The sequence below is a fragment of the Streptomyces sp. NPDC088197 genome, from assembly GCF_044741185.1.
Taxonomy (GTDB): Bacteria; Actinomycetota; Actinomycetes; order Streptomycetales; family Streptomycetaceae; genus Actinacidiphila.
Map to the genome: position 1 here is coordinate 1 of NZ_JBIUSD010000025.1, position 23,684 is coordinate 23,684.

The window sequence follows — 23,684 nt, forward strand, 5'->3', positions numbered from 1 at the left end:
CCCGCGGAGCGGGTACCACATCGCTGCGCGATGTGCAGCGAGACGCAGCGCTTCGCTCTGCGTGACCACGCTCCGCGTGGTCTGCCCGGCAGAGCCGGGCCAACCCCTCCGCTTCGCTCCAGGGTTGACGGGCCGCCAGGAGGCGGGCGGAGCCCGCGCCCTGGCGGCCCGTGGCCCCTCGCTCCGCTCGGGTCCTGGCGGAGCGCTCCGCGCCCCGTAGGCCGTGCGGGAACACGGGTTCGGTGCGGCCAGTGGGGGTGGGTGACAAGCAGACTGGCAAGGAGGGGAGGGGGCGCGGCGGGGGTCGGGGTCGGTCGGGGGGTTGTGGGGGCGGATCGGTTTCGGACAGTTCCGGTCGTGGGGGCCGATCGGTTGTGCGTCAACTGTGAGCGTGAGCTAACCTCTGGACTCAGACACCGTCCCCGGAGCACACCCACCCGGTGCATCTTGGCGTCTTACCTCACCGACAGTACCGAAAGGCAGGCCGCCAGAAATCCCGTGATTGAGGCTGAGGAAATGCGATTGCGAAACCAATTACTGCGGCCCGTAAATGCCTCAGCCGAAGAACGGAACCCCTTCCGGGAATTCTGCTGGAATTCGGCGTGCGGAGGTGCAGGAGCTGTGAGACCGCCAGGCCGTGTGGCGGAACTCCCACGCTGGCCGACCTCGCTGCTGGCGTTTGTACGTTGCGGCCCGCCACCACCCGAGACTCAGAACCGTTGGTGCTGTCCACGACCTGCAGTTGGTCCATGGAGCCGCACGCGAGGCGAGGCGTGCTCCGGCGGCTCCTCGCGCGCCCGCCCGCGCGCGTGTCTTAAGGAAAAGAGAGCAGCCGCGCGATACCCCGTTTGACCTGCGGTTTCCCAAGATTCGATGTGTTGGCGCTGACACATCTGACCTGCGGAAATGTGTCAGCGGACACCACAATCGGCGGCAGTTCTCCCAGTTGACAGGGACAAAAGTTCAACGCTGCTGGTCAGAATGGTGCTGTAGCGCGTGCAGCCCAATCGTTGTGTCGTCTACAGCACCAAAGGGCCACGCCGACAGGTACAAATCCTCCAAGTCCAGTGGGACAACCGATAGAGTCCGCTGCGACCGGCAAGATCGACAGAAGGAGCGGACAGGACCGATGGTTCGCCGCCAGCCCGACCGCCGCCCCGCATCCGGGGCCAAGCCCGGCCTGTCCTCGGTGCCCAAGGGCGGGAGCCCGGCCTACCAGCAGACCCTGACCGAGAAGTTCGTCGGCGTGATCAAGAAGACGCCGACGGGCACGCGGACGCCGCAGCAGGTCAAGGTCGAGATCACTTACCGTGCGCCGCATGAGATGTACGGCTACGACGGCTTCAGCGCGGTCAGCAACGAGTTCCTGTCCGACGTCCTCGCCGTGCTGATCGCGCAGCACGGCATGTCGCCCATCCAGTCGGCGGTGCTGGTGTTCTGCATCGGCCGGCAGCGCGAGGGCTGGGTGAAGACCACGCATGCGAAGATCGCCAAGCACCTCGGTGTCGAGCGGTCGAATGTGACCCGGGCGATGGGCAGACTGGAGGAGTGGCACATGCTCCAGCAGGTGGAGAACGGCGTGCTGTTCGTCAACCCGCTGATCGGGTTCCGCGGCAACGGAGACCGGCAGCAGGAGGTCCTGGCGGTGCTGCGGACCGGCGTCCAGCCCGAGGGCGCCTTCCCGGTCCTCAACGCCCCACCGCCGCCGCGCAGCGTGCAGCTGGAGCTCGGTGACGACGAAGAGGGGGAGCAGGCGTGCTGATCACCGCGAACGCCGGCTACACGATGCTGCACCAGATGGACCTCACCAAGGGCGCTTACGACCTCCTCAGCGCCCTGGCGGACCTCCAGGAGCCCGGTGGCGAGGTCCGTGTCTCCCAGAGCGAGCTGGCGGCCCGTGTGGGGCTGAGCAAGAACGCGGCTAGCACCGCGATGGCGCTGCTGGTCGACCGGCACCTGGTGCTGCGACCCGAGGGCAGCTACCGGCTCTACATTCTCCACCCGTACATCGCCGGCTACGAGAGCACCGAGGACCTGGAGGCCGCGATCCAGGCCGCCTCCGAACGGATCGCCGCCGGCGAACTCCTCGAGCCGTCCATCCCGCTGTACGACACTCCCCCACCCAAGCGCCACCACCGCGACCTCAAGGCCGTCAGCGGCGCTTAGCTTGACCTCACGGCGCTGCACTCCCGAGGTGCAGCGCCGTTGCCATGGATCGCCGACTGTTGTTCCAAAGCTCTGCTGCCCCTGCCCCGGCGGTCTGTCAGGGCAGGGGCAGCGCCACCTGGTTCACATCGCGGTTGGTGTGCCGGTGGTGCGATAGTGCGAGCTGAGGCAGCTCGACCGCAGCAGCTAGCTGGACAGAATTTCGATTCCGTGGGCTTCAGCCCACCGAACCATCCCGGGTCGCAGCTGCCGTGACCAGCCGGATTGCCGGAGCTGTCCAGCTCGGGTTAGCGGTGGGGCCTCCGGGATGCCGAAGGCCTGCACGAGCTCATCGGCGAGGAACGATGCAGCCTGTGTCAGACCCGGCCCTGGGTCCGCGAGTTCGTCCAAAAAGACGACAGCCTCACTCTCAGCGAAGCTGCTGGTCTGCGTACTCAGATGAGTACGAGTACCGAAGCTTGCGTGCACCCCGTCGATCCGTAGCGGGTACAGAAGTTGATATTCGGGACGGTTGCCCATGAAGGCCAGCGGGCCGGGACGGTCCGGCCCGCCCGGGTAGGAGTAGCGGCTTTCGATCACCACAGCTCTGGTCAACGCTGTGCCCGTTGCCCCAGCCCGGTCGCGGGCATGAACGCCAAGCAGATGCAGAGCGGACAGCAACAACCACACCACAGTGTCGGGTTCGGTCCAACGGAAGGAAGGTTCCTCTTCTTCCGATTCGGAATCAGTGTGAGTTGCTGGTCGCATGGCCCATACTCCGGACCCGTCACGGTAGAGATTGCACTGGCTGTACCAGGTGCCATGAGGATCTCCGCCTGTAGCGATCAGACGCCGAGAACCGATGCGAACCTCATCGAATACGTGATCGTTCTCTCCCAGGAGGGATGCCGTCAGGAGCTCCGCCTGATGCTGGCGGAAAATCTCTTGATTAATTGTCATGTCACCGGGAGTCTCCGGTACCACAGTGACGAGCAGGCATGGCAGGCCGTTGCGTGGTAGGCGGTAGACAGCACTCCGTTCTACCGATTTGAGGCGTTGGCTACGTTCAGTTCCCTCACTGAAACGGCGCTGGTAGGCCGTAGCCACATCCGTCTCAGTGAGCCAGTCAGTCTTGCTGGCCGCGCGCCGCGGGTACCGCAACGCTTTTTCCGTTGCTTTCGTCGGTGGTGCGGTGACGGCATGGGGGCCGTGAGCGCTGCGCTGCACGGCGATGAGCAGGAACCCACGCCCATCGGCCGCCGGATCGGGATTCGGCACTGCGCGCATATCGAAGCGGACCGGGGGCGCGGTGTTGGAGGCCACGACCTGCTGGAGATGGCGCCGGAGAGCGTCAGAGACATCAGCGTCCACCACTTTCGACGGGATGCCCTTCACCTCGGCCATGCCAACGACAATGACTCCGCCGATGTGGTTGGCGAAGCCAGCCACATCCTTCGCGAATTCCTCTTTTCCCTTGTCTGTGTTGGCTGACAGTTCCGTTTTGTAGTCCAAGTCCTCGGCTTCGGATGCCTCGGTATTGTCAACCAGAGCCACCAAGTCGGAGTAGGTGACGGCCTCCAGCGGGCCGCCAAGAAGCGCTTCCAAGCGTCGTGAGCGATACAGCATGGCCAGGACCGTATCTGACTCCGTCGTTCGCCGCGTCCGAATTGCGAGGATCTAGGCCTTCAGCGGCGCTGCAGCGCGGGGCGTGCATCGTTCCCCTCCAGGGAAACGGTGGTGCAGCAACCCGCGTGCTGCACGAGCAGCACCCGTGTGTCCCGGGTCGCGAGCATGTACCAAAGCTCCGCGCTGCACGAGCAGTACGCCACCTTGCTGCACAATGCTGCGGGTTGCTGCTGCTCCTAGTGGTTCTCCCGGTGCTCAACCGTTGTCCGGTGGCGGGGCAACGGTTACCGCGCCTGGCCCGTGCCATGGACGGCCGGGTGGTCGTTGGAGGTGCGTGACGACCACGAGTGCGCTGGGTGAGGCGTTGCGCCGCGACGCGGCGGTGCTGCTGGAGAGTTACCGGTCCGGCACCTGGGTGCCGGACCCGGCCGAACGCGACCTTGCCGAAGCCCTCGCCCGCGGCCGGTGGAACGCGCACTTCATGCGCACCGCCCTGCGGGAGGCGGCCCCCGAGGTGCGGGCCGGGCGGCTGATCGACATCCTGGCGCCGGCCGCCGACATCCTGGACCAGGCCGCCGGCGGCGAGGGCGTCGTGCTGCAACTGCGGGTCCTGGTCGACGCCCTCACCACCCGGCTGTGGCTCCTGTGGCCGACGATGCAGCACGATGCTGTGCTGCCTGTGGTTCAGCGGCGAGAATGGCAAGCTAGGAAACGCAAGGTGCGAGACCCGCCGGGGGGCACAGGCCTCGCTTGAGCGCGAGCGCTCAGATGTGGCTCCACACATCGGTCACCGTTGCCCAGATTGCTCGCGCAACCAGGGCTAGGGCCAACCTGCTAACGACGCGTGTCAACCTGCTGGGGGTTTTGGGACCCACCTGCTTCACCTCCTTCTTTTTTCACCGGCGCGGCTACCGACGGTGGGCCCAGTGGACTCGCCGCGGTTCCCGTGCCGTGGGCGGAACCCCCACTACGGCGGGTCCCTCCCGGAGCTGACTGCGCGCATCGTCTGTGCTGATGCGTGCAACCGCCCCCCCCCCAGATAAGAAGGAAGTGCGTAGCCACGTTAGCGCGAGGCTCACTTGGGAGGGCAAACTTCTGGGAACTGCGGTTCAGGTGTGAGTAGGCGCCTGGGTGACGCAACGCAGGCCCGCCTATAGCGGCTGTCGACCTGGCGGTTCATCACACCGCACTGAGCTGCACTTCGGGCGGGTTGCTGCTGCTCTGTTAGCCCGTCAGCCGAGCCAGACGACGGAGACCACGTACAGGCGCCCTGCGGCGCGGTTGACCCAGTACACGGCGGTCAGCTGCCCGACGGCGGCCGCGCGGACGTCCTCGCCCTCGATGTCGCCGGCGTCATCACCGGCCAGGTCCACGGATCGCGGCCGGCGATGTCCAGGACGTCACGCAGCATCTCCACCGTGTGGGCGGGCAGTTCGGTCGGGATCGGCGGCCGCGAGGCAGCCAGCGAACGCCAGCTGGTCGACGTCGACGCCCGTGCCGGGCTGAAGGCGGGCCAGGGCGGCCAGCAGCGCGGCGTGGGTGTGGATCGGGCGCGGCAGGAGGTCGGTGGCGGCCTGGCGGGCGGCTGGGTCGGCGTAGTGGCCGCGGCCGGTGGCCAGGGCGTGCGCGAACCAGGCGTCGATGTCGGCCTGGACGTAGTGGTCGGCGCGGCGGGTGAGTAGGTCCCGCACCGCTTCGTCACCCTGCCGGGGTTCGGCCTGTGCCAGGGTGCCGAGCTCGCGCAGCGCCTGGAGCTCATCCGCGCGGGCCTCGATCTGCGCGGCTTCGCGCAAGCTCAGCTTCCCGCGCGGCGTAGGCCGCCAGCTCCGCCCGCGCGCCGTCGTCGCTCTGCGGGCCGTAGACCGCGCCCGGCCCCGCGGCGGCGAGCAGCTGGTCGATGCGTTCCCACACCGCGAGTTCCGCGCGGCCGCGCGAGTCGTCGGCCAGGTCCTCGTGCCGGGAGGCCTGCCGGGCGAAGAAGCGCGCTTCCTCGAGGGTGGCCGCGACGGCGTCGGCGGTCATGCCGGTGGCGCGGCGGTGCACCACGCGCCGGCCGATACGGGCGGGGTCGACCGGTTCGCGCGGGCCGGGAGGACGGTGGACTGCGTGCCGGGGCGTTCGCATTGGCGGCTCTCTTTCACACGGGAACGGGTCCGCTCGGTAATTCGGTGAGCCAGTGTGACTGAGCGTTCTAGTTGGCGGGTGAGCGTTTCGGTCGAGGGCGTTCTCCTTGTGACTGGGCGAGGCGGTTGGGGCCGGATCCTGGACACCTTCGACGTCGACGGGATCAGCAGGCCTGCGGGTCAGCATGTAACGGGGGGGTCGGGCAGGCGCGGCCTGGCCGCCGCCCTACGGGAGGCCGCCGCGATGGACGGCGCCAACGGCCGCCTGCCGAGGTGAAGGGCCCCGGCGCATGAGCCCGCACCGATCCCGGCCGGGACCGGGAAGAATATGCCTTAGCGCGCTGGGCCCCCACCGCGGTGAACTCCTCCATGCGACCTCTCAGGAGCAACATGCCTACGATGAATCCCTCGCAGGCTCTGAGCAGCTGTGAACAGGCGCTGCGCGAGCTGCTCACCATCGCGCTCAGCAAGAAATTCGGTCCGACCTGGATGAGCCGGGTCTGCGCTCCGGAGGAGATTGCCCGCCTGGAGGAGAAGCGCGAGGTCGAACAGAAGCGGCGCACGACACGTGGCGCTATTGCTGTGCCGGTTAACTTGATCAGCTACGCCGAGTTCACGAACCTCATCAAGTGGGTGCGGGCCTACTGGGACGACGTAGCCCCGGCCCTGGGGAGGAAGAGGGAGATCGAAGTCCTCTTGGACCGGTTCGAGGCTCTGCGGAACGCCGTGGCACACAGCCGGGAGCTCCTAGTCTTCGAGGAGGAGTTGCTGAGCGCCATCGCCGGAGAGATTCGAAACAGGGTGACGATCTACGTGAGCAGCATGGACCCGGTCGGTGAGTACTTCCCGCGCATCGAGTGGGTGACGGACAACCTTGGCAACAACACCGAGAACGCCCAGAAGCCCAGTGAGGGCGCATGGGTTGTCCCTACTGCCACCAGCCTGCGCCCCGGAGACCGTGTCAGCTTTTGCTGCCGCGGCACCGACCCCCAGGGCCGGACGCTCTCTTGGACGATCCGGCACCTGGGCGGTGTGACCGACCCCGTTCAAGGCAACGACGTCGACCTGACGTGGGAGGTCACTGAGCAAAACATCGGCCACCAGGTGCACACCACCGTCATGCTGACGTCAAGCAGTCCCTATCATCGAACAAATGGTGCCAACGGCTACGACGCCGTTGTGATCATGACGTACAACGTTTTGCCTCCCATGGCCGGAACCGTCGACAGCGGCGAGGAGGGCTAGCTGCGGGTGCGACGTCGACAGAGTCGGAGTCGGCAGCCAGCCGAAGGCCACCAGGGGGCGGGTGAACGCGTCCAGCCCTGTCGCTGCAAAGCGCTGCTCTGTCCGCCTTGCGGGCCAGCAGGAACCGGAACTGCGCGGCCGCGCCCTTCGGTACCGGCCGGGTGAACTCCGCCCGCTCCGCCGCCTCCAGGCCGTCGTGGAACTGTCCCCGGGGCGGCGCTGGCGGGCGGGGGGCGGTCAGGGCGCTGTCGTCGTGATCGCTCGTCATACCCGTACGGTGCTGCTCGCTGCCTGTGGATACAGTCCGGGCTCCGGGGTCGCCCCGAGCCGTGCATGGTCATGCCCACTCAGGGGGGCGGGGCGGGTACTGCTCCAGCCAGACGGCCAGGTCGTGCAGCCGCTGTCCGGCAACGCTGTCAGCCGGCGCTCCGACTGCGGCCCGAAGCATGGGGAGCAGGGCTTCGAGGGTGCGCCAGGCTTCCTCTGCTTCCTCGGCTGCGTACGCCCGGCCTTTGGCGTCGCGGGCAACGCTGCCGCTCGCCTGGAACTGCTCGGCCTGCTTGCGCAACTGCCTCAACCGGCGCAGGACGTCGTCGTGGGCAGGAGCGGCGGGAGCCGGGCGCGCAGCCGGCACCTGGGGTCCCGCAGGTCCGTAGCGGAAGTTCAACCCCAGAAGCGCGGTGGGAGGCAGGCGCCGGTAGTTGGGGTAGCGCCCGTCGACCGGCGTGCTGTGGCTCTCCCGCTTGTTGCACCGGTGGCAGAGATAGCCCCTGCTCAAGCCGGTTACGTGATCATGATCGAGTACGAGAGTGCCCTGCTGCCCACCGCGTCGACCCGGAACCGAGCAGATCGCGCAGCGGTCCCGTTGCCAGGCCGCCGGAACGGTGGCGTCGTCCAGGAACGGCAGGGTGCTCAGGTCGGGCACCGGCCAGAACCAGCACGCCGGGGGCAGCTGGAACAACCATCGGTCAACGAGCGGCTGAGCCCACCGCCGGGCCAGGGCCACAGCATCCAGTTCTTCGCGGGTCAGGTGCCGTAAGCAGGCGGGCGCGCCGTGCACGGCCGCGTTCCGACAGGAGTACCCGGCGCTGCCCCGGCATCGCCCGGAGCGCCGGTCGTCGACGACCGCCTTGGCGGTGAGAACGCGCTCAACGAGCTCGGGCGACATCCCCCGAGCAATACGGACGCCGGGCCGTACGGCGGCCCCGGGGCCGCCGTCTCCAGATGCGGGCCACACAGCCGACGGCATGGGAGGCAACTCCTGCTCGGTGAGGGGAACTTCGCATCGGAGTGTTCCAGGGGCAGCCCCCTACCGCGACCGTATGGCCGGGCGGCGGACCGCTGGTTCCCCGTCGTCTGTCCACAGGCCCGCAGCCGGAGCCTGTCCGGGAAGGTCGCCGTGACCGGCACGGCGACCGCGAGCGAGCAGGAGACGCTGATGCCGTACCTGGTGCCGCCCCGAACCCCGCTGACGCCCGAGCAGGTGCACCGCGCCTTCGCCTACCTCATGGCGCTGGAGGCCGGCGGCGGCGGAGGCGTCGCCGGCCGCGAGGAAGCCGACCCCGAGCTGCCGTTCCTCATGCTGCGGCTCACCGAGGACCTGGTCCTGCCCGTGACCACCGTGCCGGACGACGAAGACCCCACCGCCGACTCGTTCATCCTGGAGCGCGTCGGGGACGTCCTGCTGTCCGCGCTGCGGGACTGGCAGCGCGACTCCCCCACTACCGGGTGCATCGGCCTGGCCCGCACCCTCCTGCGCTTCATCACCGGCCTCCTGACCGACCAGGACGACCACGGCGACGTCCACGCCACCCTGGAACAACTGCGAGACGAACACCCCGCGTTGGGGGCCCGCACGGCCGCCTGACGACCGCCGTTGTCCCGCAGGGGGTGGCAACAGCGGCGTGCTCGCTACGGTTGTCGCACGGGCCTCCTGGGCACCGCGGCCCCGGCCTCCCCACGCGGGCGGCCGGGGCCGTTCGCACCCTCACCTGCCGAGCAGTCGCCGCCACCAGGTGGTAGGCGCAGTGAACGTCGGGGCCGGCAATTCGATGCCCTCCCGGCGGGAGATCCAGTACGTACGGCGGCGCGCGGGCAGCAGGTCGTAGTCCAGGCTGCGCAGACCTGACCCTTCCATGGCGTGGTGCGGCACGGTTACCCAGACGCTGCCGAGCCGGTCGTGGGGCTGGATCGGGCAGCCGGTCAGGCTGAGGTTCCAGGTGTCGGTGACGCCGTTGTCCCGGTCGTCCTGGACGCTGATCGTCCCGGCGGCCCTGTGAGGCAGCGGAAGGCCCTGTTGGCGGGCCTCGTAGTTTTCTGACAGTTCCTTGGCGGTGAAGTTCGCCTGGAGGAACACCTGGATCTTGTTGTCAGTGCTGCCGTCGCCACGGGCGGGCACGACGATCGGCGAGGGCGCCGGCCGCACGAGGTTGTCCTCCGGCGCCACGACCAGGTCCCCCTCGAACCTGGCCTCGATCGCCCGGCCGCTGAGGTTCTCCAGCACCACCACGGCCTGGAAGACGCTCCGTTCCCACTCCCGGTCGGGGAAGTGCCACTCGTGGCCGGCCGGCCACTCATTGCACGGCATCCCGAACTGGGACCAGGCCAGCAGCGGCCAGTGCGGCGTCTCCAGCCGGACCGAGACCTCCGGGGCGCGGTCGTCCAGGCGGGCGCGGTCACCGGCCAGAAGGACGGCCTGGGAGACGTCGACCCCGGAACGGGTCAGGAGCGACTGCCAGGCAACCGCAAGCAGTGCCGCCAGCGAGATCAGGGCGGTCACCGCGGTCGCGGCCGCGGACACTTCGGTCCAGTGCACTTCGCTCATGGACAGCGATTGTTGACCGCGGCAGGCCCAAATCACCAATCGCGTAAGGGAAGTTGCTGCTGATGACAGGCGTGCCAGGCGTTGAGCTGATCGAGGCCTCGGCCGACGCGGGACCTCCTGACCGGCGGGCGCGAAGCGACGTACGGCGAGCTGCAGAGTGCGCCTGACGATGCGCACCGTCCGGGCGGGGTGAGCTTGCACGACCGCCAGGGCATGAGGCCAGACGACCACGGCCAAGGCGGTCACGGCCAGCACGGCGACGACGCGGCGGCGCCAAGAGGATGAGCGGTACACGGGCGGTCCTTCCACGCGGGTGAGGCCGGGATCGGCCTGGTGCGCGGAGAGTCGAGGACCGCTGGTACTAACGTCGCGCCCTGCCGTAGGCGGGCGCATCTACGATGAACAGCGCCCCCTTTCCCGGCAGCTGCAATGCCGGAAGGGGCGCTGTCCCGGGGGTGTCGGTGGCCGCTGGGATGATGCTCTGATGAGCATCGACATCGAATGGGCACGGGGAGAGCTGGCCAGCTTCCTGGAACTGACTGAGCTGTACAGGCCGCCGGACCCGCCCAACGTCGTCAACTTCACCAGCAGGCTGTCCAATCGTGGTGGCGGCGCCGAGATCGTGGCCAGCGCCCAAGTCGTGGAGCAGATCCTGGATCGGGTCCTGCCGCGGTGGCGTACAGAAGTGCCAGACGACCGCAACAAGTCCGTCAACCGCTGGTGCCAGCACCGAGAAGCAGCCCAGCGTGCCGACGCGGTGTTGCTGCGGGACGCCGAAGTACGCGAGCGACTCGGGGACGACGCGCCCCAGCTCAGCGCTGCGGCCATGCACCGCTGGGTCTGGGATGGCGCCAGGTCTCTGTGGCGCAGCGGACACTTCCGTGAAGCGGTCACCGCCGCAGCTCGGAAGATCAACGCCGAGACTCAGAACAAGGTCGGCCGCCGCGACGTAAGCGAGACTCCCCTCTTCCAGAGCGTGTTCTCCAAGGATGCGGCCAAACCGGGCCAACCCCGACTTCGCCTGATGCCGGACGACAACAGCGACACCTTCCGCAGTGTGCACCGCGGCGCAATGTCCTTCGCTGAGGGCTGCTTCGCCGGTATCCGGAACCCCAACAGCCACGAGGACGGACTGCCGGAATTGCCGGAGCAAGAGGCCCTGGAACAGCTCGCGGCCCTGAGCGTTCTGGCCCGCTGGGTAGACAGCGCGGCCGTCGATTCTCCCTGAGCAGTCGTTCCGTTACGGCGCCCCCAGCCGCACTTCGCTGCGATCAGAAGTCCAGTTCGATGTAGTCGATGTCGGTGAACTCCACCTCGAGGTCTTGGGCGCGGCGGCCGCGGTCTTTGAAGTAGATCTCTTGGAGGCCTTGGGCGGCGATGGCCTGGAGCTGCTGTTCGGTGGCGCCGGCGGCTTGCGCGTCGAACAGCCTCGCGGCGTAGGTGGGGGGCAGGTGCTGGGTGATCCGCCGGATCCGGCCGTCGTCGGTGGAACCGGGCGCGGCGGTGAACCCGAAGCGGGCCCGGGTCTCGATCACGATGCCGCCGAGCGAGGCGGCGTGCTTCTTCGCGCGCTGCTGGACCCGGGGCTGCCAGTCCTTGCGGACCTCGCGCTCCAGGCGGGCCGCCAGGTCCTTGCGGGGGCGGCGCAGGGTGCCCTTGAGGTAGCGCTCCACCGTGCGCTGGGTGACCCCGAGCCGGGCGGCCAGGGCGCGGGTGGAGCCCTTCTCCGCCTTGAGGAGGAACCGCATCTGCGCGCCGGCGTTCTTCGGGATCGGGCGGGTCGCGGTGTTCGCGGCCGCCCGGGTCAGTGCGTCTTCGATCTCGCCCACGTCTCAATCTCCTTGGCTCAGGGCGCGGCCGGCGGCGGCGACCAGGTCGTCGGTGGCGGTGATGGCGTGCTCGCGCATGGCGGTCAGTGCGTCCAGATCGGCGGCGCCGCGCATGTCGAACGCGGCCCGGGCGGCGGTGCGGGCCGCGGTTGCGAGGTCGGGCTCGAGGATGGAGACCGCGACCAGGGGTGCGGTGACGGCGGAGCGAGTGGCGTGGCTGGCAGCCCGGGCAGAGTCGTAGTGGGCCTGCGGGGCGCCGGTCAGGCGCAGGTGCTCGCGGTACCACATGGTGCGGCGGTGGTCGCCTATCGCCGCGACCAGCGATCCGAGGGCGGCCCGCAGGTCGGCCGCGCGCCGTTCCGCGCGGTCGTCGCGGCGGGCGGTACGGGAGTGGCGGGACTGCAGGAGCGCGGTTAACAGGCCGCCGAGCAGGGTGCCGGTCACCGCGATGATGGTGTCGCCCATGGTCTACTCCCCGTCGTCTTCGGTGTCGTCGCCTTTGATGTGCCGGGCCGGGTTGTGCTGGGCCTCCAGGAGCTCCACCGCCCAGAACAGCTCCCTGGTCCCTTCGTGTTTGACCATGCCGGGCGAGACGCCGAGCCGGAACGTGCCCGGTGCCGGCTTCCCGTCCGGCCCGTACGGCAGGACGTCCAGCGGGGAAGGCCCGGCGGCCGGGTAGACCGCGCAGTCCGACAGCAGCGCGATCGGCAGCAGCGCGTCCTGGTCGAACACCACCGCACCGGTCGGCGCGGGGCCGGCCTGCGTGGCCAGGGCGGTCTTCACCAGTTTGCGGTGCATGTTGACCCGGGCCGCCGAGATCACCGCGGCGCGGATGTCCGGGCGCCAGGTCGGCCGCTCCAGGGCCGGCCACCGCTCGCCCGGCCGGTACCTGGTGCCCTGCGGGCGCTCGCGCAGCTTGCCGATGCCGCCCTTCACGGTGGACTTGATCGCAGACAGCACCGCCGCCATGCCCGGGTCGCCGTCCTTGTGGGTCTCCATCGCGGCCAGGAACGCGGCCGGGGACAGGTCGGCGGTCACCCCGAGGTCGGCCATGGTCGCCTTGTACGCCTCCGCGAGGTGCTTGTACCAGGGGTCCAGATACGGACCCGCGTCACGCCGCAGGTACGCCTCGAGCGGGCGGAGCTCCACCGGCAGCCGGAAGGTCTCGATCAGCTCAGCCGCGTAGGCAACGGTCGGGGTGGCGTACCAGGCCGGGCCGTCGGGGCGGCGGCCGTGCGGCGTGAACGGCGACGGCAGCCGCGGGTCCAGCTCGATCTCGGACAGGTCGACCAGCCAGGAGCCGGGCACGGTCTTGTCGAACCGCGGTGCCTTGACGTGCTCCGGGCCGGCCAGGCCGACCATGAGCCGGTTGGCGGCCGCGAGGAACGCGGTGTTCACGTCGACGCCGACCGCGAACGGCTTCGCGCACTCGGCATCGGTGAGCAGCTCCGGCTCGCGGATCCAGTCGAACGCCTCCTCATCGAGGACCTCGGCCGGCGTCCGCTCGTGGGTACGGGGGAACAGCGCGGCCACGACGGGGTGTTCGTCCGGGGCTTCGACGTAGGCCGGGTCGACCGGCTCGGTGAGCGAGCCGGGCACCGGCCCGGACACCCACGTGTCGGTGGCCTCGTCTCGGACGGCGCGGGTCGGCGGCCGCAGCGCCGTCATCAGTTCCAGGCCGGCGACCGCGGTGGAGCCGCGCGGGGTCAGCACCCTTGAGGCGTAGGCGGTGAGCACCCGGGCGAGTTCCGCCGGCGGCAGCTGGTCCGCGTCGCCCCACGCCCGGGAGTCCAGCGCGCCCCACGCCAGCACGGCCAGCTGCACGCACTGCCGCTCGCTGCCCTTGGCCGGCCGGTAGATCCTGGCCCACGGCCCGAACCCCCGCTTGGTGAGCTGCCACTTCGCCCGGGCGACCTGCTTCACGACCTTGTGGTCCTCCGGCAGCCGCATCGTCCGGCGGTCCTCGAGGTGCTCCGGCAGCCCGATCCGGTCGGCGGCCGCGGCGGTCAGCACGATCAGCGGGTCGGAGTTCTTGCCCGACCGGTGCAGCCGGCTCGCACCGAGCTTCGCTTCGGCCAGCGTCCATGCCACCAGTTCCGGCACCGACGCCGCGGGGCACTCCAGCACCAGGCCGCCCGCGCAGTACAGGGAGCCGTCGCCGCCCAGCACGCCGAGCGGGCCGTACGCGAACCGCGGATCGACCGCGGCCGCCGTCGACGGCGCGGCCGGAGCGGGCTTCGCGGCGGCCTTCTTCGCCGCAGGACGGCGCGACGTCGCCGTGCTCCTGACGGCGGCCGCCGTACGCGGCGCCGTGCTCGGGGCCGACGTCGCCGAACGGGCCGGTGTGGTCGCCGCAGCCGATGCTTCGGCGGCCGGCGTCGCAGCGGCCGGTCCGGTGAACGTCTCCCGGGCCGTAGCTGCCGGTTGCGCCTGCGGAGTCGGCGCCGGCGGAGTCTCCGGGGTGGGGAACTGTGCAGCCAGGCCCTCCAGCAGCCGGGCGTAGGCGGCGCGCTGCGGCGGCCGCGGCTCGGTGCGGCCTGCCTCCCAGTTCCCGACCGCCTCCCGGCGGGTGCCGAGGGCGGTGGCGATCTGGGTCTGGCTCAGCCCTGCCGCCTCCCTCAGCCGCCTACGTTCAGCAGGGGGCGGCAGGTCACCGGCCGGGACCTGTTCCAGCAGCGCGTCAACAGCGCTGAACAGTTCCTTCTCCGTGGGCACAGAACTCACCTCCACACTCCACCCTAAAGCACGAATCGCTCTTTGAATCGCTCATCGATCACACATCGACAGCACGCCTGAAGGAGACACGGAAAAGATCTTGGAAGTTGCGGGTCACGGCAGGGGCCTTGATCGCCACTTAATGACTGACGGCCGCACTTCGCGGCTCCAGAAAGAGGTCCGATGGATCCGACGGCCGGCCCCGCAGTCGTTGCTGGGCTGATAGCACAGATCACCGTCCAGGTCGCGCAATGTGTGCGTACGCGGTGGCGGACGCGCGAATCTGACGCACTCTGGCGTCGCATCCAGCCTCTGGCTCGCACTCTGCCCGCCGACAGCGTTCTGGAGATTCAGCTCTCGCAGAACCGCTGGCTACGGATGACCGTAGGACCGCGCCAGGAACAGATCGGAAGCGGACGCAGAGTTGACTAGTCCGGACCCATTAAATAGCAATCCAGGCGCAGCACCGGGCGCACAATCTGGCGTCACGTTTAAGGAAGATTACGCCCGGCAATGCGAAGCAGAGTTCAGCGCGTTTTATGAAGCGAATTTTCGTAAGCTTACCACCGCTATGGTCTGCAATGGAATTCCTGTCGCACAGGCTATTGATTTTTCACAAGAGGCAATGCTTGAAGCCTATAAAGCGTGGCCCACAATCAATCATCCGTTTCGATGGGTTCACCGCGTGGCATCTCGAAAATTTGCCCGTCATCTGAGCAGTACCAGAGAAGTCCCAACTGGGCACATCTCCAATCTCCTCGTCAGCTCAAATGATGTAATTCAAAAATTGGAGAAAAAGCTGGAGGTACAGGAACTGCTCGACAGTTTGCCAGCGCGTCAACGCCAGGTGCTCACTTTGAGTATCCTCGGATACCGCCCCCTGGAGATAGCTAAGGAGCTGGGGATTAGCCCTGACGCAGCCCGCAGGGGATTATTTAAGGCTCGACAGCACGCGAAGCTTTTCTTTGGGGTGGAAGAGGAGGATCGGTGACAGAGGAACGAGACCCCTCTAAGCAGCGGGTAGAAGATGACTCAATGCGGCCACTCGTAGAGTCTCCGATTAATTCGCCGGATGCCGAAACAGACATTCTAGACCGCCTTCTTGAGTCAAAATTTAACAGCTCAATGCACGAACTGGGCGCGATACTAGACGTCAAAGCGGGTTTGGCGGCCATTCTTGCTATTCCAATCCCGGGCAGGCTGCCTCCTTCAGAGTTTCATCCGGTATTCCGTAACCTTGAGGCTGCGGAAACCATCTACGCGATCCCGCCCGAGTATCGATTGGAAATGCGCTGTCATCCGGCCGTGCACGGCTTGGCTCATTCAGCAAATTTGGGAACGATCCTGGCAAGCGCAAATGAGATTGGCGACGTTTACCAGAACGTCGCCTTGGCTCGCGACTCCGCGCTCGGCGTTGTGACCGCGGTTATGTCCGACGAAAGTGCGCGCCAGGCAGACGCGAGCGGGCCTGAGATCCATCGTGCACTGGATCTGGCAAGCGATATCTCCGAATCCCTGGATTTCGCCCTGTCTCTGAATTTTCAGGTTGTACGCGCTCTTGATCTCGTACTGGAGAGCAGAAATTGGATCGCCTCAACCCTTCACGAAATCGAAACTCGCCCCCATCGGGAAAATAGCAATCGGTTGAATCTCTGTGAGATTTTCGAACAGAAGACTGGAGGTGTCTTGAACAGAATAAAGGGCGATCTGCACGCCCCTATTCCATTAGCGCTCAAGAATGTGCGTAAATTTGTCACGTTCCGGAGCCTGAATTCGTGCCCTGCGTCCTGCAGTGAATCTACGGTGGCAGCTAAAGCCATCGCAGCCCAGATGTGCGAAAGCAAAAATTCGGCCCTCCGGAAAACTCAGGGGAAAATCAGGAAGCTCGCGAATTGCATCGCCGTTGCTCATGTCGCCCTGGAAAACTGGTCGAAGACCCCTGGCAAACAAGAACTCTCTGAAGCGGCTAGGGCGCTCGTGCGTGCTCAGAAAACCTCTGACCGCATCGTTTCCGATCTTGAAAATATTAGGCTTTCGGTGCTTGAGAAGCTTCGAGAAGCGGCTGTGCGCGATACGCAAACCCTCGGCTTGCTCTTTGCCCGAATCCTCGACAACACAACCGGAGGACCATTTGGGCTGGAGGCGTCTCATACTGAGGTCGGGTTGGTAATTGAAAGCACACTCAATGACTTCACAGAAGCCGATCTCACGCGGGCCGAATTTTTTGGTGCCGACCTCACTGGGCTCCGCTGGACGCTGGAAGGAACACAGTGGCCCGATAATTTTGATATCGGCGAATTGTTCTTCAGATCTGTCGAGGAACCATATGCCGTAGGCGTTTACTGCGTCCGGAGAGAAGGAGATTACACACTACTATTTGGGCGCCAACCAGTATCCGCCTAAAAGCTCGTTTACGTGTGACGCCCCAACCGTACGGCGGTGGCCGCACGATTGGGGCCGTCGAACGAGCAGATTGCGACGACCAGCTGTAAAGCTGGCGGCGTACCGCCCCGGTCGTCCGGCACCGGGTAACGCCCGGTCCCCGTGCTCGCCACGGCCGTTGAGTACGGCGCGCACGGCGCTCAGAAGTCCTTCCGGAGCCACCGTGCAGACGTCGGTTCTCACCCAATGAGCCGGTCAGGGGAGCGACACACACGCGGGCGGGGGCCGTAGCTCCACCTCCAGGGCAGAGGTCCTGGTCGTCTCGATTCCCTCCGACTCCAGTGTGGAATCCAGGTGGGCGCCTGGGTGCCGACGCGCGGAGGGCATAGAGGTGGTCGGGGTCCTGGGGCGGGTTCCGCCGACTGCGGCGAGCAGTGAGATGAACTGGTCGGCGAAGTAGGGGCTGGGCAGGGGCAGCCCGATGTCGTCGGCAGGTCTCCGGTGGCCGGTTCCGAGGGTGGCGGGCACGAACTCGAGTACGGCGGCGGTCTGTTCGTAGCCGTAGCCGAGCGCGCCGGCGGAGCGCAGACCGCGCAGGACCCGGAGCAGGGTGTGGAGGCTCGTGTCAGCGTCTTCGGCGAGCAGTTTGCCCGCTGTGCGGGACACCGCCCGCTCGAGGCGGGGTACCGGGACGGGGTGCGGCTTGTACTGCCCGAGCCATGACGCGGCCGTGGCGTTCTCGCCGCGTGCCAGGTGGTACAGGTACAGGCAGTGGGAGGCGGCACGGTCGTCACCGGCGGCGTACTGCCACCACAGGCGGGCGTCGTAGGTGGCGTCAGCGAGGTGGAGGATGCAGCCCAGGACGCGGGCCGCGGCGTTGTCGGGCAGTTGCTCGGTGACCCATTCGCCGAGGTTCGCGGCGTCCTGGGCGACGACGGCCTCGCACAGTTGCGTCAGGAGGGCGGCGGGGCTCTGCGGGTCGGCCTCGCTGCCGCCGGACTGCTCGCTGATGATGCCGTCGACCGCGTCGATGGCGGCGGCGGTCTCGTCGAATCCGGTGTCGAACAGGTCGGTGACGTCGCACGGGAGGAAGTCGGGGTCGGGAACGAGCAGGGCGCGGGAGAGCATGCGGTCGATGGGGGTCGGGCTCACAGGGAGGTCCCTTCCGGGTGGTTCGGGGTCTGGGTGGCGAACAGAGGCGGGGGCGGGGGCCAGGTCCGCCCGAGCAGCCCGGCCGGTCCGGCCGGACCGCCGGGTGTGACGGGGCTGGAGGGCGCGAGCAGGGCGAGCATCGAGGCCAGGGCCCTTTTGGCGTGCAGTTCGTCGGAACGGACGATCGCGGGCGGGACGCCGAGCACGTCGGCTGTGGTGGAAACGTCGATGCCGCAGGCGTGGAGCAGGATGATGACGTCCATCTGGGCGTCGGGCAGGTGGCTGATCGCCTCGAACAGGGCCAGGGACTCCTCGAGCTGGCGGCGCTGGGCGGCGGTGTCGGAGGCGGCGCGCGCCTCCCGCAGGGCGCGGGTGTACCGGGCGGCCGACTTCAGCACGGGACGGTCGTCCGTGTGCGGGGTGCGGGCCATCACCCGGTGCCGGAGGATCTGCCAGGCCGTGCGGTGCAGGTCGGGGCTGCCGAGGATCTCGTCCCAGCGCAGCCACAGCAGGTTGCTCGTCTCGCGGACCGCGAGCGTGGCCATCGGCGTGCCGAGGAACACCGAGCCGTAGCGGATGTAGGACGGTTCGCTGTCGGCGATGAAGCCGGCCTGGTCGACCGGGGCGACGTCCTCGCCGGGTATCCGCATGACCTGCTTGACGCAGTTCTCGATCCACGCGAGGTCCTTGTGCGCCTCGACCGCGGCCTGCTGCCACAGGCGCATCATCGGGGTCCTGGGCATTCTCAGGACGGTCACGACGCTGGACGTTAACAGCCACGTCGGATACAGGCCTTCGCCCCGCAGGAGCTCGCTGACCTTGCTCTTGGCGTATCCGGCCTGCCGGGCGACGTCGCCGACCGCCAGGCCGCTGGCGGCGAACTGGGTACGGACGGGCTCCAGCCAGGCGCGGTGAGCCCCGCGGACGTGGCCGGCGATCGGCCCCAGGCTAGGCCCCGGCCTTCCGCCGGTCACCACACGTCCCGGTCAGCGCCGGCCCGCGGAACGGACCGGCGCCCGGGAACCGGGGCCAGCAGGGTCGGCTCGAGCGGGGCGGTCCCGCCCGCCGGAGCGGGCGGGACCGCGGGCGGCTCGCCGGCCGCCGCGGGCGCACCGGGCGGGGGCGGCTCCGGCGGGGCCCCCGGCTCCCGGCCGCCGCTCGCGAGAACCTGCTGCAGGAGCAGGCTCAGGGGAGGGATCACCGCGACGAGCGCGGCGCCCTGCCCGAGAGCGGTCATCACCACACTCCACGCCAGGACCGTCGTCGTCGCGACGACGGTCCACCACATCCTTCTGGGCATCGGGGTAGGGGCCTTTCTGACGGTTCGGAGGGTCCCTCCTGCGGCGGTGCCGAATCGCCTGGCGGAGGACCAGACGCCAGCATGGCCGGGCCCGGTCGATAACTCCACGTAGATCCATGATCACGGAACATTAGGGGGCGACGTTCCGCGGCCCTACCCCAACTCCCCTGTCGGCGGGCGCCGATGATGCCACCTTGTACCCGTTTGAGGGCAGAAACGCCCGATCCCGCCGCACCACCCCCGCTGGCACGCGTCAATGGACCCGACGGCCCCACAGCCGCCGCCCTTTCTGGTTCGGAAGGGCACCAGCGCCCGAACCGTGCCGAGATCCTGGAACGGGCGCACACGGCTCCCGCCCCGGCCTCCGTCCGGGCGGGGGCCGTTCAGCACCCGTCCCGGCCACCCCGACTCGCCGGACCCGCCGATCGCCTCACGGACCGAATCCGGACGCGGGGCAGCGCCACCGGCCGAGAAGACCACGGCGCCCCGTACCGCCTTCACCCGCACTTCCAGCCCCTCACCTGCTCCGCAGCGTCGGCGAGCCGGTCGGCCCACGACGCCGCCCGCCCGTCGTCTGCTCCATAACGTCGGCGTGTGGTCTGCCTTGGGCCCCGGCCTGCAGTTATGCCGGTCGGCGCAGACGTCACCTGAAGCGAAATATAAAATTCCGCTCGGACTGAAATATTCCCATTTCATTCGGAGTGCAATATTCCGCGATGATTTGAGTCATATGCAGTAAAGAATCAGCCAAGGTGGCGTTCTTGGCTTTCCTGTTCCGACGGCTCGACAAGAATCGTCTCTCCAAGTCGGGCGAATATTATTGTTCGACACCATAGACCGAAGGGAGTCGCATGACTTTACGCTTTCGGATTTCGAAGCTCCTCGGTGCGCTAACGATCGCGTTCGCGGTTGTTCTCGCATGGAGTGGGCCGGCATCGGCCCATGCCTCGCCCGATGACTTTTCGTGGATCTCCTCCGTCAAGCTTGGAACCCACATTGAAGGGAACCAGCAGGTGACGCTCACACGTGTGCCGGGAGACTCACCGTCTCTGCCCAAGCCGCCCCAGGGGACGCACTACCCGGAGTACGTCCTGGTCGGTCACGTCAAGGACCTCCCCGGCGTCTCTCAGTCGGCCGTCAAATCGTCGGTTTCGCCCAACAGCGCCAGCAAATGCAATCCAACAGGCAGCGCCTTCGCCACCTGCATCGAAGTCACCGGCTCCGGTCTCACAGTCAGCAACTGGACCACGGACGCCTATTTCTGTTCCTGCGCCGCCGGGACAGTGCCAGCCAGCTACATCGTCAATACGACCGTGCTGGAGGTCCTTTACCAGCCGTGGTACGGCGCTGGCCGTTACCAATCAAGGTTCGACGACTTGCCGCGTTCATGGAAGGACGGCACCAAACTGTGCAACTACTGGGGCGGCTCCGAGGGCGGAACGCCCTGCATTACCGTCCATAGCTGAACTGGCGTGCGCGGTCTAGCCTGGTGGATTCGGCCCGCTTCCCCGGTACGGGGGAGCGGGCTACGGTTATCTCATGGTCTTCGCGAAGTGGGTACGACGCCGCCAGTTACAACAGGCAATGACCGGCAAGCCGTACTCGGATGAACCGGCTGTGGTCTATGGACTCGGACCTGGCTTTAGCGGCCGACGCCACCTCAACCAGCGCGTACGAAGCCGCCGCGGGGGCGTTGTCCTCTGGAAGCATCTGACGCCTCCTTACACGATCAGCCATACCGACGAGAGCGGCCGTCGGCTTGTCGTCGCCAGCCAGCCTCGCCAGTACACGACGGACCTCGCGATGTTCCGGCAACAGTCCCTGGAAAACACCGTGCGCCACATCTTGGTCGATACGCACGGAACATCTCCCGCCGGAGGCCTGACCACAGGCGGGGAGGATTTCGAGAGTGCCGTGGCGGCAGCGCTCACACAGACGCGTCCCGACGTCTGGACCACGCATGAGGTGACCGCCAGCTGGGGTCGCTACGAGCTGGACGTCCATCACGTGACGCCTGAGATATGGGTGGGCATCGCCCGGCTCGAGGACACCTGGTGCATGCTCCGTAGCCACGGTCTCCCTGTGGAAGAGGCGACCTTGGCTCCGGTACGGCTGACCACCAGACAGCGGTAGACCGGCGCCGGTTGCGCCGAGCGACAGCAGGCCTGGCCCCGCAGCCCGGCCCAGAGATTTGTTCCGCCGCACCTTCCTCTCACGGGCGCACCGCCGTGTACAGACTGCCCCCGTACCGCTTCAGCAGCCTTTCCGGCATGGCCCCGGGAGGCGGCCCTACAGGCCCTCGTTCAGCGGTGTGACGTGCGCCACACGCATGTCCTGATTTTGGCCCCGCGCACGGCTATGGGAGTGAAGACGTATCGCCATACGTCTCCTACCGGGTCCGCCGCTGCCGCTTTGGGAAGAGCCGAAGGCGGCGGACCCCGGTTCAGATTCGCGAAGCACGGTCGTGTCATCTACGTCACGATCCGGCGCTCGCGGTACGGCTGTCCTGCCAGTCGTCGGCTCCTCTGCCTGCACGGTTCAAACTTGCCTCTCATCCGGCAGCTGCCCTCACCCGAGGTGACGGAGCGCTGGCGGTGGAGCACTATGACGGACACTCAACACCCCTCGGGTCTCGGCAACGGCTCTTCCCAGTGTCAGCAAGGCGCCGATCAGCAGGGGTGATTCGCAACATAGGAGACGTAATGGCGAAAAAGGTGCGTCCGCACACCTTGCAGGTGGCGCAATGTGTGGAGCGGCCGACCCCGTGGCGGCGCCACGGCCGAAGGACGGTCAAGATCACGATCATCGTGGTCGAGGTCACGCGCGTGGTGCACGGTGACGCGCACTGGCAGAACTCCCTGGAGCGCGCGCTCGCCGTCGCGATCGCACTGCTGGCCGCGGAGATGGTCTACGGCGTGGCGTACCGCTTCGCGGGCGCGCTCCGTGGGCTGATGCCCGAGAAGATGGTGCTGAAGCGGAAGAACGGCAAGCGCAAGCTCTCGTTCGGCTGGTAACCGTGCCCACCGGTGCCCGGCCTGTTGCCCCGTCTGCGGATGCGGACGGGGCAACAGCCCTGTCCGCATCCGGGCCGGACAGCAACGAGCAGATCGACCGCCGTTGGTGGGAGTTCGTCCTGCATCAGGGGGTCATCCGGAAGTACCTGCGCTCCCGCGGCCTGAACGACCACGAGGCCGACGACGTGCTGGCCGACGTCGGCTGGAAGTACGTGCAGTACGCCCGGGGCCACGAGGTCGGCAACGTTCGCGCCCTCCTGCTGACCAGCGCCCGGAACGCCCTGTTCGACTCGTGGCGTCGGCAGGCCCGCAGCCGGGAGACGCCGGTCAGCACGCCCGAGCTTTTCGAGCCGACGGACGCCGTGGCGGAGTCTGCCGAGACCGTGGTCCTCCGCAACGAGAACATCAAAGAGCTGTTGATCAAGATCACCGGTCTTCCCCGCCGTCAGCGCCAGGTGATCACCATGGTCTACCTGGAGAACAGGACCTCCAGCGACGTCGGCGCCGAGCTGGGCCTGACCCCGGACGCGGTACGCAAGACCGCCGCCCTCGCCGTTGCGAACCTGCGCGGCATGTACGGCAACGCGGCGTCGGCCGCCGACGAGGCGTAGCCGGCGGCCGACGACATGACCACGCTGGGGAACAACGTCGGCAAGATCCCCGTGACCATCTCGGTGCCGAGCACCACGAGGACCACGCTCACGGCGCTCAAGCCGTACTTCGCCAAGGAACGCGAGCGGGTCCGTGCGCACGAGCTCGCCAACACCCGCGGCCTCACCGGACGAGAGGCGAGGGCGCGCCGGGACTTGTGGGAGGAGGAAAAGGCCCGGCTGCGGCGAGCGGGTGAGCTGGCGGACAGCATCGAGGCCCTGGTGACCGGCGGGGTCGTCCAGGAGATCGAGACCCGAGGCTGGAACAAGGACTGGCCGACGCAGCCGCGGCAGTCCCGAGGCCGGTGGCCGGGCTCTCCGAATCCTGCGGGCCCCGCGGCGATCAGTGTCCGGTTACCCGTTGATCTTGTGCTGACCGTGCGGGCCGGCTGCTGGGCCGCATGCGGGAAGGAGGTCGGACTGCTCTCGGACTGGAGAGACCGCTACCCCGACGCCCGGCCCAACCGGCCCCACCGCCCCGGATGCGACACCGACGCGCTCGCCGAATACCACCGCCTCGCCGCCAGGATCATCACCCCCGGCGAGGTCTGGCGCGCCGCCCTCGTCCACGGCCTATCCCGCATAGAACAGCAGGTCGTCCGATGAGGAGACGAGGATCAGACCTCGATGTACGCCACGACCACGATCGTGCGCAGCGCGGTAGCGGGCGACACGCCGC

General features: G+C 67.8%; 24 protein-coding genes. 13 read left to right on the plus strand and 11 right to left on the minus strand.

The genetic code is table 11. The features are described from left to right. Window positions 1-1,129 precede the first annotated feature (1,129 nt). Window positions 1,130-1,762, plus strand: coding sequence for a replication/maintenance protein RepL (locus ACIOC1_RS33960; protein ID WP_391052579.1), 633 nt, complete (start codon window positions 1,130-1,132; stop codon window positions 1,760-1,762). After that, complete coding sequence (locus tag ACIOC1_RS33965) at window positions 1,756-2,166, plus strand: hypothetical protein (RefSeq protein WP_391052581.1); 411 nt, start codon at window positions 1,756-1,758, stop codon at window positions 2,164-2,166. Before ACIOC1_RS33960 ends, ACIOC1_RS33965 begins: the two co-directional genes overlap by 7 nt. 186 nt (window positions 2,167-2,352) lie before the next feature. Here the strand turns inward: ACIOC1_RS33965 and ACIOC1_RS33970 are convergent, their stop codons facing one another. Then, complete coding sequence (locus tag ACIOC1_RS33970; protein WP_391052582.1) at window positions 2,353-3,771, minus strand: RNA-binding domain-containing protein; 1,419 nt, start codon at window positions 3,769-3,771, stop codon at window positions 2,353-2,355. 334 nt (window positions 3,772-4,105) lie between these two features. On the opposite strand from ACIOC1_RS33970, the gene ACIOC1_RS33975 reads away from it, so the two are divergent. Then, window positions 4,106-4,525: a hypothetical protein gene (locus ACIOC1_RS33975; RefSeq protein WP_391052585.1), complete on the plus strand. Its 420-nt coding sequence runs from the start codon at window positions 4,106-4,108 to the stop codon at window positions 4,523-4,525. 478 nt (window positions 4,526-5,003) lie between these two features. Here ACIOC1_RS33975 and ACIOC1_RS33980 read toward each other — a convergent pair whose 3' ends face one another. The 3 genes from ACIOC1_RS33980 to ACIOC1_RS33990 are packed head-to-tail and all read right to left on the minus strand — an operon-like array spanning window position 5,004 to window position 5,817. Then, window positions 5,004-5,144: a hypothetical protein gene (locus ACIOC1_RS33980; protein WP_391052588.1), complete on the minus strand. Its 141-nt coding sequence runs from the start codon at window positions 5,142-5,144 to the stop codon at window positions 5,004-5,006. 27 nt (window positions 5,145-5,171) lie between these two features. Further along, complete coding sequence (locus tag ACIOC1_RS33985) at window positions 5,172-5,564, minus strand: hypothetical protein (protein ID WP_391052590.1); 393 nt, start codon at window positions 5,562-5,564, stop codon at window positions 5,172-5,174. Continuing rightward, window positions 5,527-5,817 carry a hypothetical protein gene (locus ACIOC1_RS33990; protein ID WP_401858252.1) on the minus strand — a complete coding sequence of 97 codons (291 nt, stop codon included), beginning with the start codon at window positions 5,815-5,817 and terminating at the stop codon, window positions 5,527-5,529. Before ACIOC1_RS33990 ends, ACIOC1_RS33985 begins: the two co-directional genes overlap by 38 nt. A 476-nt stretch (window positions 5,818-6,293) precedes the next feature. Between ACIOC1_RS33990 and ACIOC1_RS33995 the strand changes: the two genes are divergently transcribed. Next, a complete protein-coding gene (locus ACIOC1_RS33995; protein ID WP_391052594.1) occupies window positions 6,294-7,139 on the plus strand; it encodes a hypothetical protein in 846 nt (281 codons plus the stop codon). 337 nt (window positions 7,140-7,476) lie between these two features. On the opposite strand, the gene ACIOC1_RS34000 is transcribed toward ACIOC1_RS33995, so the two are convergent. Further along, window positions 7,477-8,307: an endonuclease domain-containing protein gene (locus ACIOC1_RS34000; protein ID WP_401858255.1), complete on the minus strand. Its 831-nt coding sequence runs from the start codon at window positions 8,305-8,307 to the stop codon at window positions 7,477-7,479. A 231-nt stretch (window positions 8,308-8,538) separates the two neighbouring features. On the opposite strand from ACIOC1_RS34000, the gene ACIOC1_RS34005 reads away from it, so the two are divergent. Continuing rightward, window positions 8,539-9,006, plus strand: a complete 468-nt coding sequence (locus ACIOC1_RS34005) for a hypothetical protein (RefSeq protein WP_391052600.1) — start codon at window positions 8,539-8,541, stop codon at window positions 9,004-9,006. 120 nt (window positions 9,007-9,126) lie between these two features. On the opposite strand, the gene ACIOC1_RS34010 is transcribed toward ACIOC1_RS34005, so the two are convergent. After that, window positions 9,127-9,963: a hypothetical protein gene (locus ACIOC1_RS34010; protein WP_391052602.1), complete on the minus strand. Its 837-nt coding sequence runs from the start codon at window positions 9,961-9,963 to the stop codon at window positions 9,127-9,129. 484 nt (window positions 9,964-10,447) lie between these two features. Here ACIOC1_RS34010 and ACIOC1_RS34015 point away from each other — a divergent pair, with 484 nt between their 5' ends. Further along, window positions 10,448-11,191 carry a TIGR02391 family protein gene (locus ACIOC1_RS34015; RefSeq protein ID WP_391052605.1) on the plus strand — a complete coding sequence of 248 codons (744 nt, stop codon included), beginning with the start codon at window positions 10,448-10,450 and terminating at the stop codon, window positions 11,189-11,191. Window positions 11,192-11,234: 43 nt separating this feature from the next. Here the strand turns inward: ACIOC1_RS34015 and tpg are convergent, their stop codons facing one another. The 3 genes from tpg to tap are packed head-to-tail and all read right to left on the minus strand — an operon-like array spanning window position 11,235 to window position 14,507. Beyond that, window positions 11,235-11,792, minus strand: a complete 558-nt coding sequence (gene tpg, locus ACIOC1_RS34020; RefSeq protein ID WP_391052608.1) for a telomere-protecting terminal protein Tpg — start codon at window positions 11,790-11,792, stop codon at window positions 11,235-11,237. Window positions 11,793-11,795: 3 nt separating this feature from the next. Beyond that, complete coding sequence (locus ACIOC1_RS34025) at window positions 11,796-12,257, minus strand: protein kilB (RefSeq protein ID WP_391052611.1); 462 nt, start codon at window positions 12,255-12,257, stop codon at window positions 11,796-11,798. Between the two features lie 3 nt (window positions 12,258-12,260). Continuing rightward, complete coding sequence (gene tap / locus ACIOC1_RS34030; protein ID WP_391052689.1) at window positions 12,261-14,507, minus strand: telomere-associated protein Tap; 2,247 nt, start codon at window positions 14,505-14,507, stop codon at window positions 12,261-12,263. Window positions 14,508-14,931: 424 nt separating this feature from the next. Between tap and ACIOC1_RS34035 the strand changes: the two genes are divergently transcribed. Both ACIOC1_RS34035 and ACIOC1_RS34040 read left to right on the plus strand, forming a co-directional pair. Continuing rightward, complete coding sequence (locus tag ACIOC1_RS34035; RefSeq protein WP_391052614.1) at window positions 14,932-15,498, plus strand: sigma-70 family RNA polymerase sigma factor; 567 nt, start codon at window positions 14,932-14,934, stop codon at window positions 15,496-15,498. Next, window positions 15,495-16,910 carry a hypothetical protein gene (locus ACIOC1_RS34040; protein WP_391052617.1) on the plus strand — a complete coding sequence of 472 codons (1,416 nt, stop codon included), beginning with the start codon at window positions 15,495-15,497 and terminating at the stop codon, window positions 16,908-16,910. Before ACIOC1_RS34035 ends, ACIOC1_RS34040 begins: the two co-directional genes overlap by 4 nt. A gap of 234 nt (window positions 16,911-17,144) precedes the next feature. Here the strand turns inward: ACIOC1_RS34040 and ACIOC1_RS34045 are convergent, their stop codons facing one another. Beyond that, entirely contained in the window at window positions 17,145-18,041 is an 897-nt protein-coding gene (locus ACIOC1_RS34045) for a hypothetical protein (protein ID WP_391052620.1), read from the minus strand. Continuing rightward, window positions 18,038-19,015, minus strand: a complete 978-nt coding sequence (locus ACIOC1_RS34050; protein ID WP_391052622.1) for a hypothetical protein — start codon at window positions 19,013-19,015, stop codon at window positions 18,038-18,040. The genes ACIOC1_RS34045 and ACIOC1_RS34050 overlap by 4 nt, the downstream gene beginning before the upstream one ends. Before the next feature lie 1,177 nt (window positions 19,016-20,192). On the opposite strand from ACIOC1_RS34050, the gene ACIOC1_RS34055 reads away from it, so the two are divergent. The 5 genes from ACIOC1_RS34055 to ACIOC1_RS34075 all read left to right on the plus strand — a co-directional run bounded on the left by ACIOC1_RS34055 (window position 20,193) and on the right by ACIOC1_RS34075 (window position 23,611). After that, window positions 20,193-20,807, plus strand: coding sequence for a hypothetical protein (locus tag ACIOC1_RS34055; protein ID WP_391052624.1), 615 nt, complete (start codon window positions 20,193-20,195; stop codon window positions 20,805-20,807). Between the two features lie 73 nt (window positions 20,808-20,880). Further along, entirely contained in the window at window positions 20,881-21,474 is a 594-nt protein-coding gene (locus ACIOC1_RS34060; protein ID WP_391052627.1) for a hypothetical protein, read from the plus strand. A gap of 569 nt (window positions 21,475-22,043) precedes the next feature. Next, window positions 22,044-22,355 carry a hypothetical protein gene (locus ACIOC1_RS34065; RefSeq protein WP_391052630.1) on the plus strand — a complete coding sequence of 104 codons (312 nt, stop codon included), beginning with the start codon at window positions 22,044-22,046 and terminating at the stop codon, window positions 22,353-22,355. Between the two features lie 2 nt (window positions 22,356-22,357). Then, window positions 22,358-22,966 carry a sigma-70 family RNA polymerase sigma factor gene (locus tag ACIOC1_RS34070; protein WP_391052633.1) on the plus strand — a complete coding sequence of 203 codons (609 nt, stop codon included), beginning with the start codon at window positions 22,358-22,360 and terminating at the stop codon, window positions 22,964-22,966. A 15-nt stretch (window positions 22,967-22,981) separates the two neighbouring features. Then, on the plus strand, window positions 22,982-23,611 hold the full coding sequence (locus ACIOC1_RS34075; protein ID WP_391052635.1) for a hypothetical protein: 630 nt from the start codon (window positions 22,982-22,984) through the stop codon (window positions 23,609-23,611). The last annotated feature ends 73 nt before the right edge of the window (window positions 23,612-23,684 follow it).

Coding starts and splice junctions, on each gene's coding strand:
- ACIOC1_RS33960 (WP_391052579.1), top strand. CDS start 1,130: ATGGTTCGCCGCCAGCCCGACCGCCGCCCCGCATCCGGGGCCAAGCCC.
- ACIOC1_RS33970 (WP_391052582.1), bottom strand. CDS start 3,771: ATGCTGTATCGCTCACGACGCTTGGAAGCGCTTCTTGGCGGCCCGCTG.
- ACIOC1_RS33995 (WP_391052594.1), top strand. CDS start 6,294: ATGAATCCCTCGCAGGCTCTGAGCAGCTGTGAACAGGCGCTGCGCGAG.
- ACIOC1_RS34000 (WP_401858255.1), bottom strand. CDS start 8,307: ATGTCGCCCGAGCTCGTTGAGCGCGTTCTCACCGCCAAGGCGGTCGTC.
- ACIOC1_RS34010 (WP_391052602.1), bottom strand. CDS start 9,963: ATGAGCGAAGTGCACTGGACCGAAGTGTCCGCGGCCGCGACCGCGGTG.
- ACIOC1_RS34015 (WP_391052605.1), top strand. CDS start 10,448: ATGAGCATCGACATCGAATGGGCACGGGGAGAGCTGGCCAGCTTCCTG.
- ACIOC1_RS34025 (WP_391052611.1), bottom strand. CDS start 12,257: ATGGGCGACACCATCATCGCGGTGACCGGCACCCTGCTCGGCGGCCTG.
- ACIOC1_RS34055 (WP_391052624.1), top strand. CDS start 20,193: ATGACTTTACGCTTTCGGATTTCGAAGCTCCTCGGTGCGCTAACGATC.
- ACIOC1_RS34060 (WP_391052627.1), top strand. CDS start 20,881: ATGGTCTTCGCGAAGTGGGTACGACGCCGCCAGTTACAACAGGCAATG.
- ACIOC1_RS34065 (WP_391052630.1), top strand. CDS start 22,044: ATGGCGAAAAAGGTGCGTCCGCACACCTTGCAGGTGGCGCAATGTGTG.
- ACIOC1_RS34075 (WP_391052635.1), top strand. CDS start 22,982: ATGACCACGCTGGGGAACAACGTCGGCAAGATCCCCGTGACCATCTCG.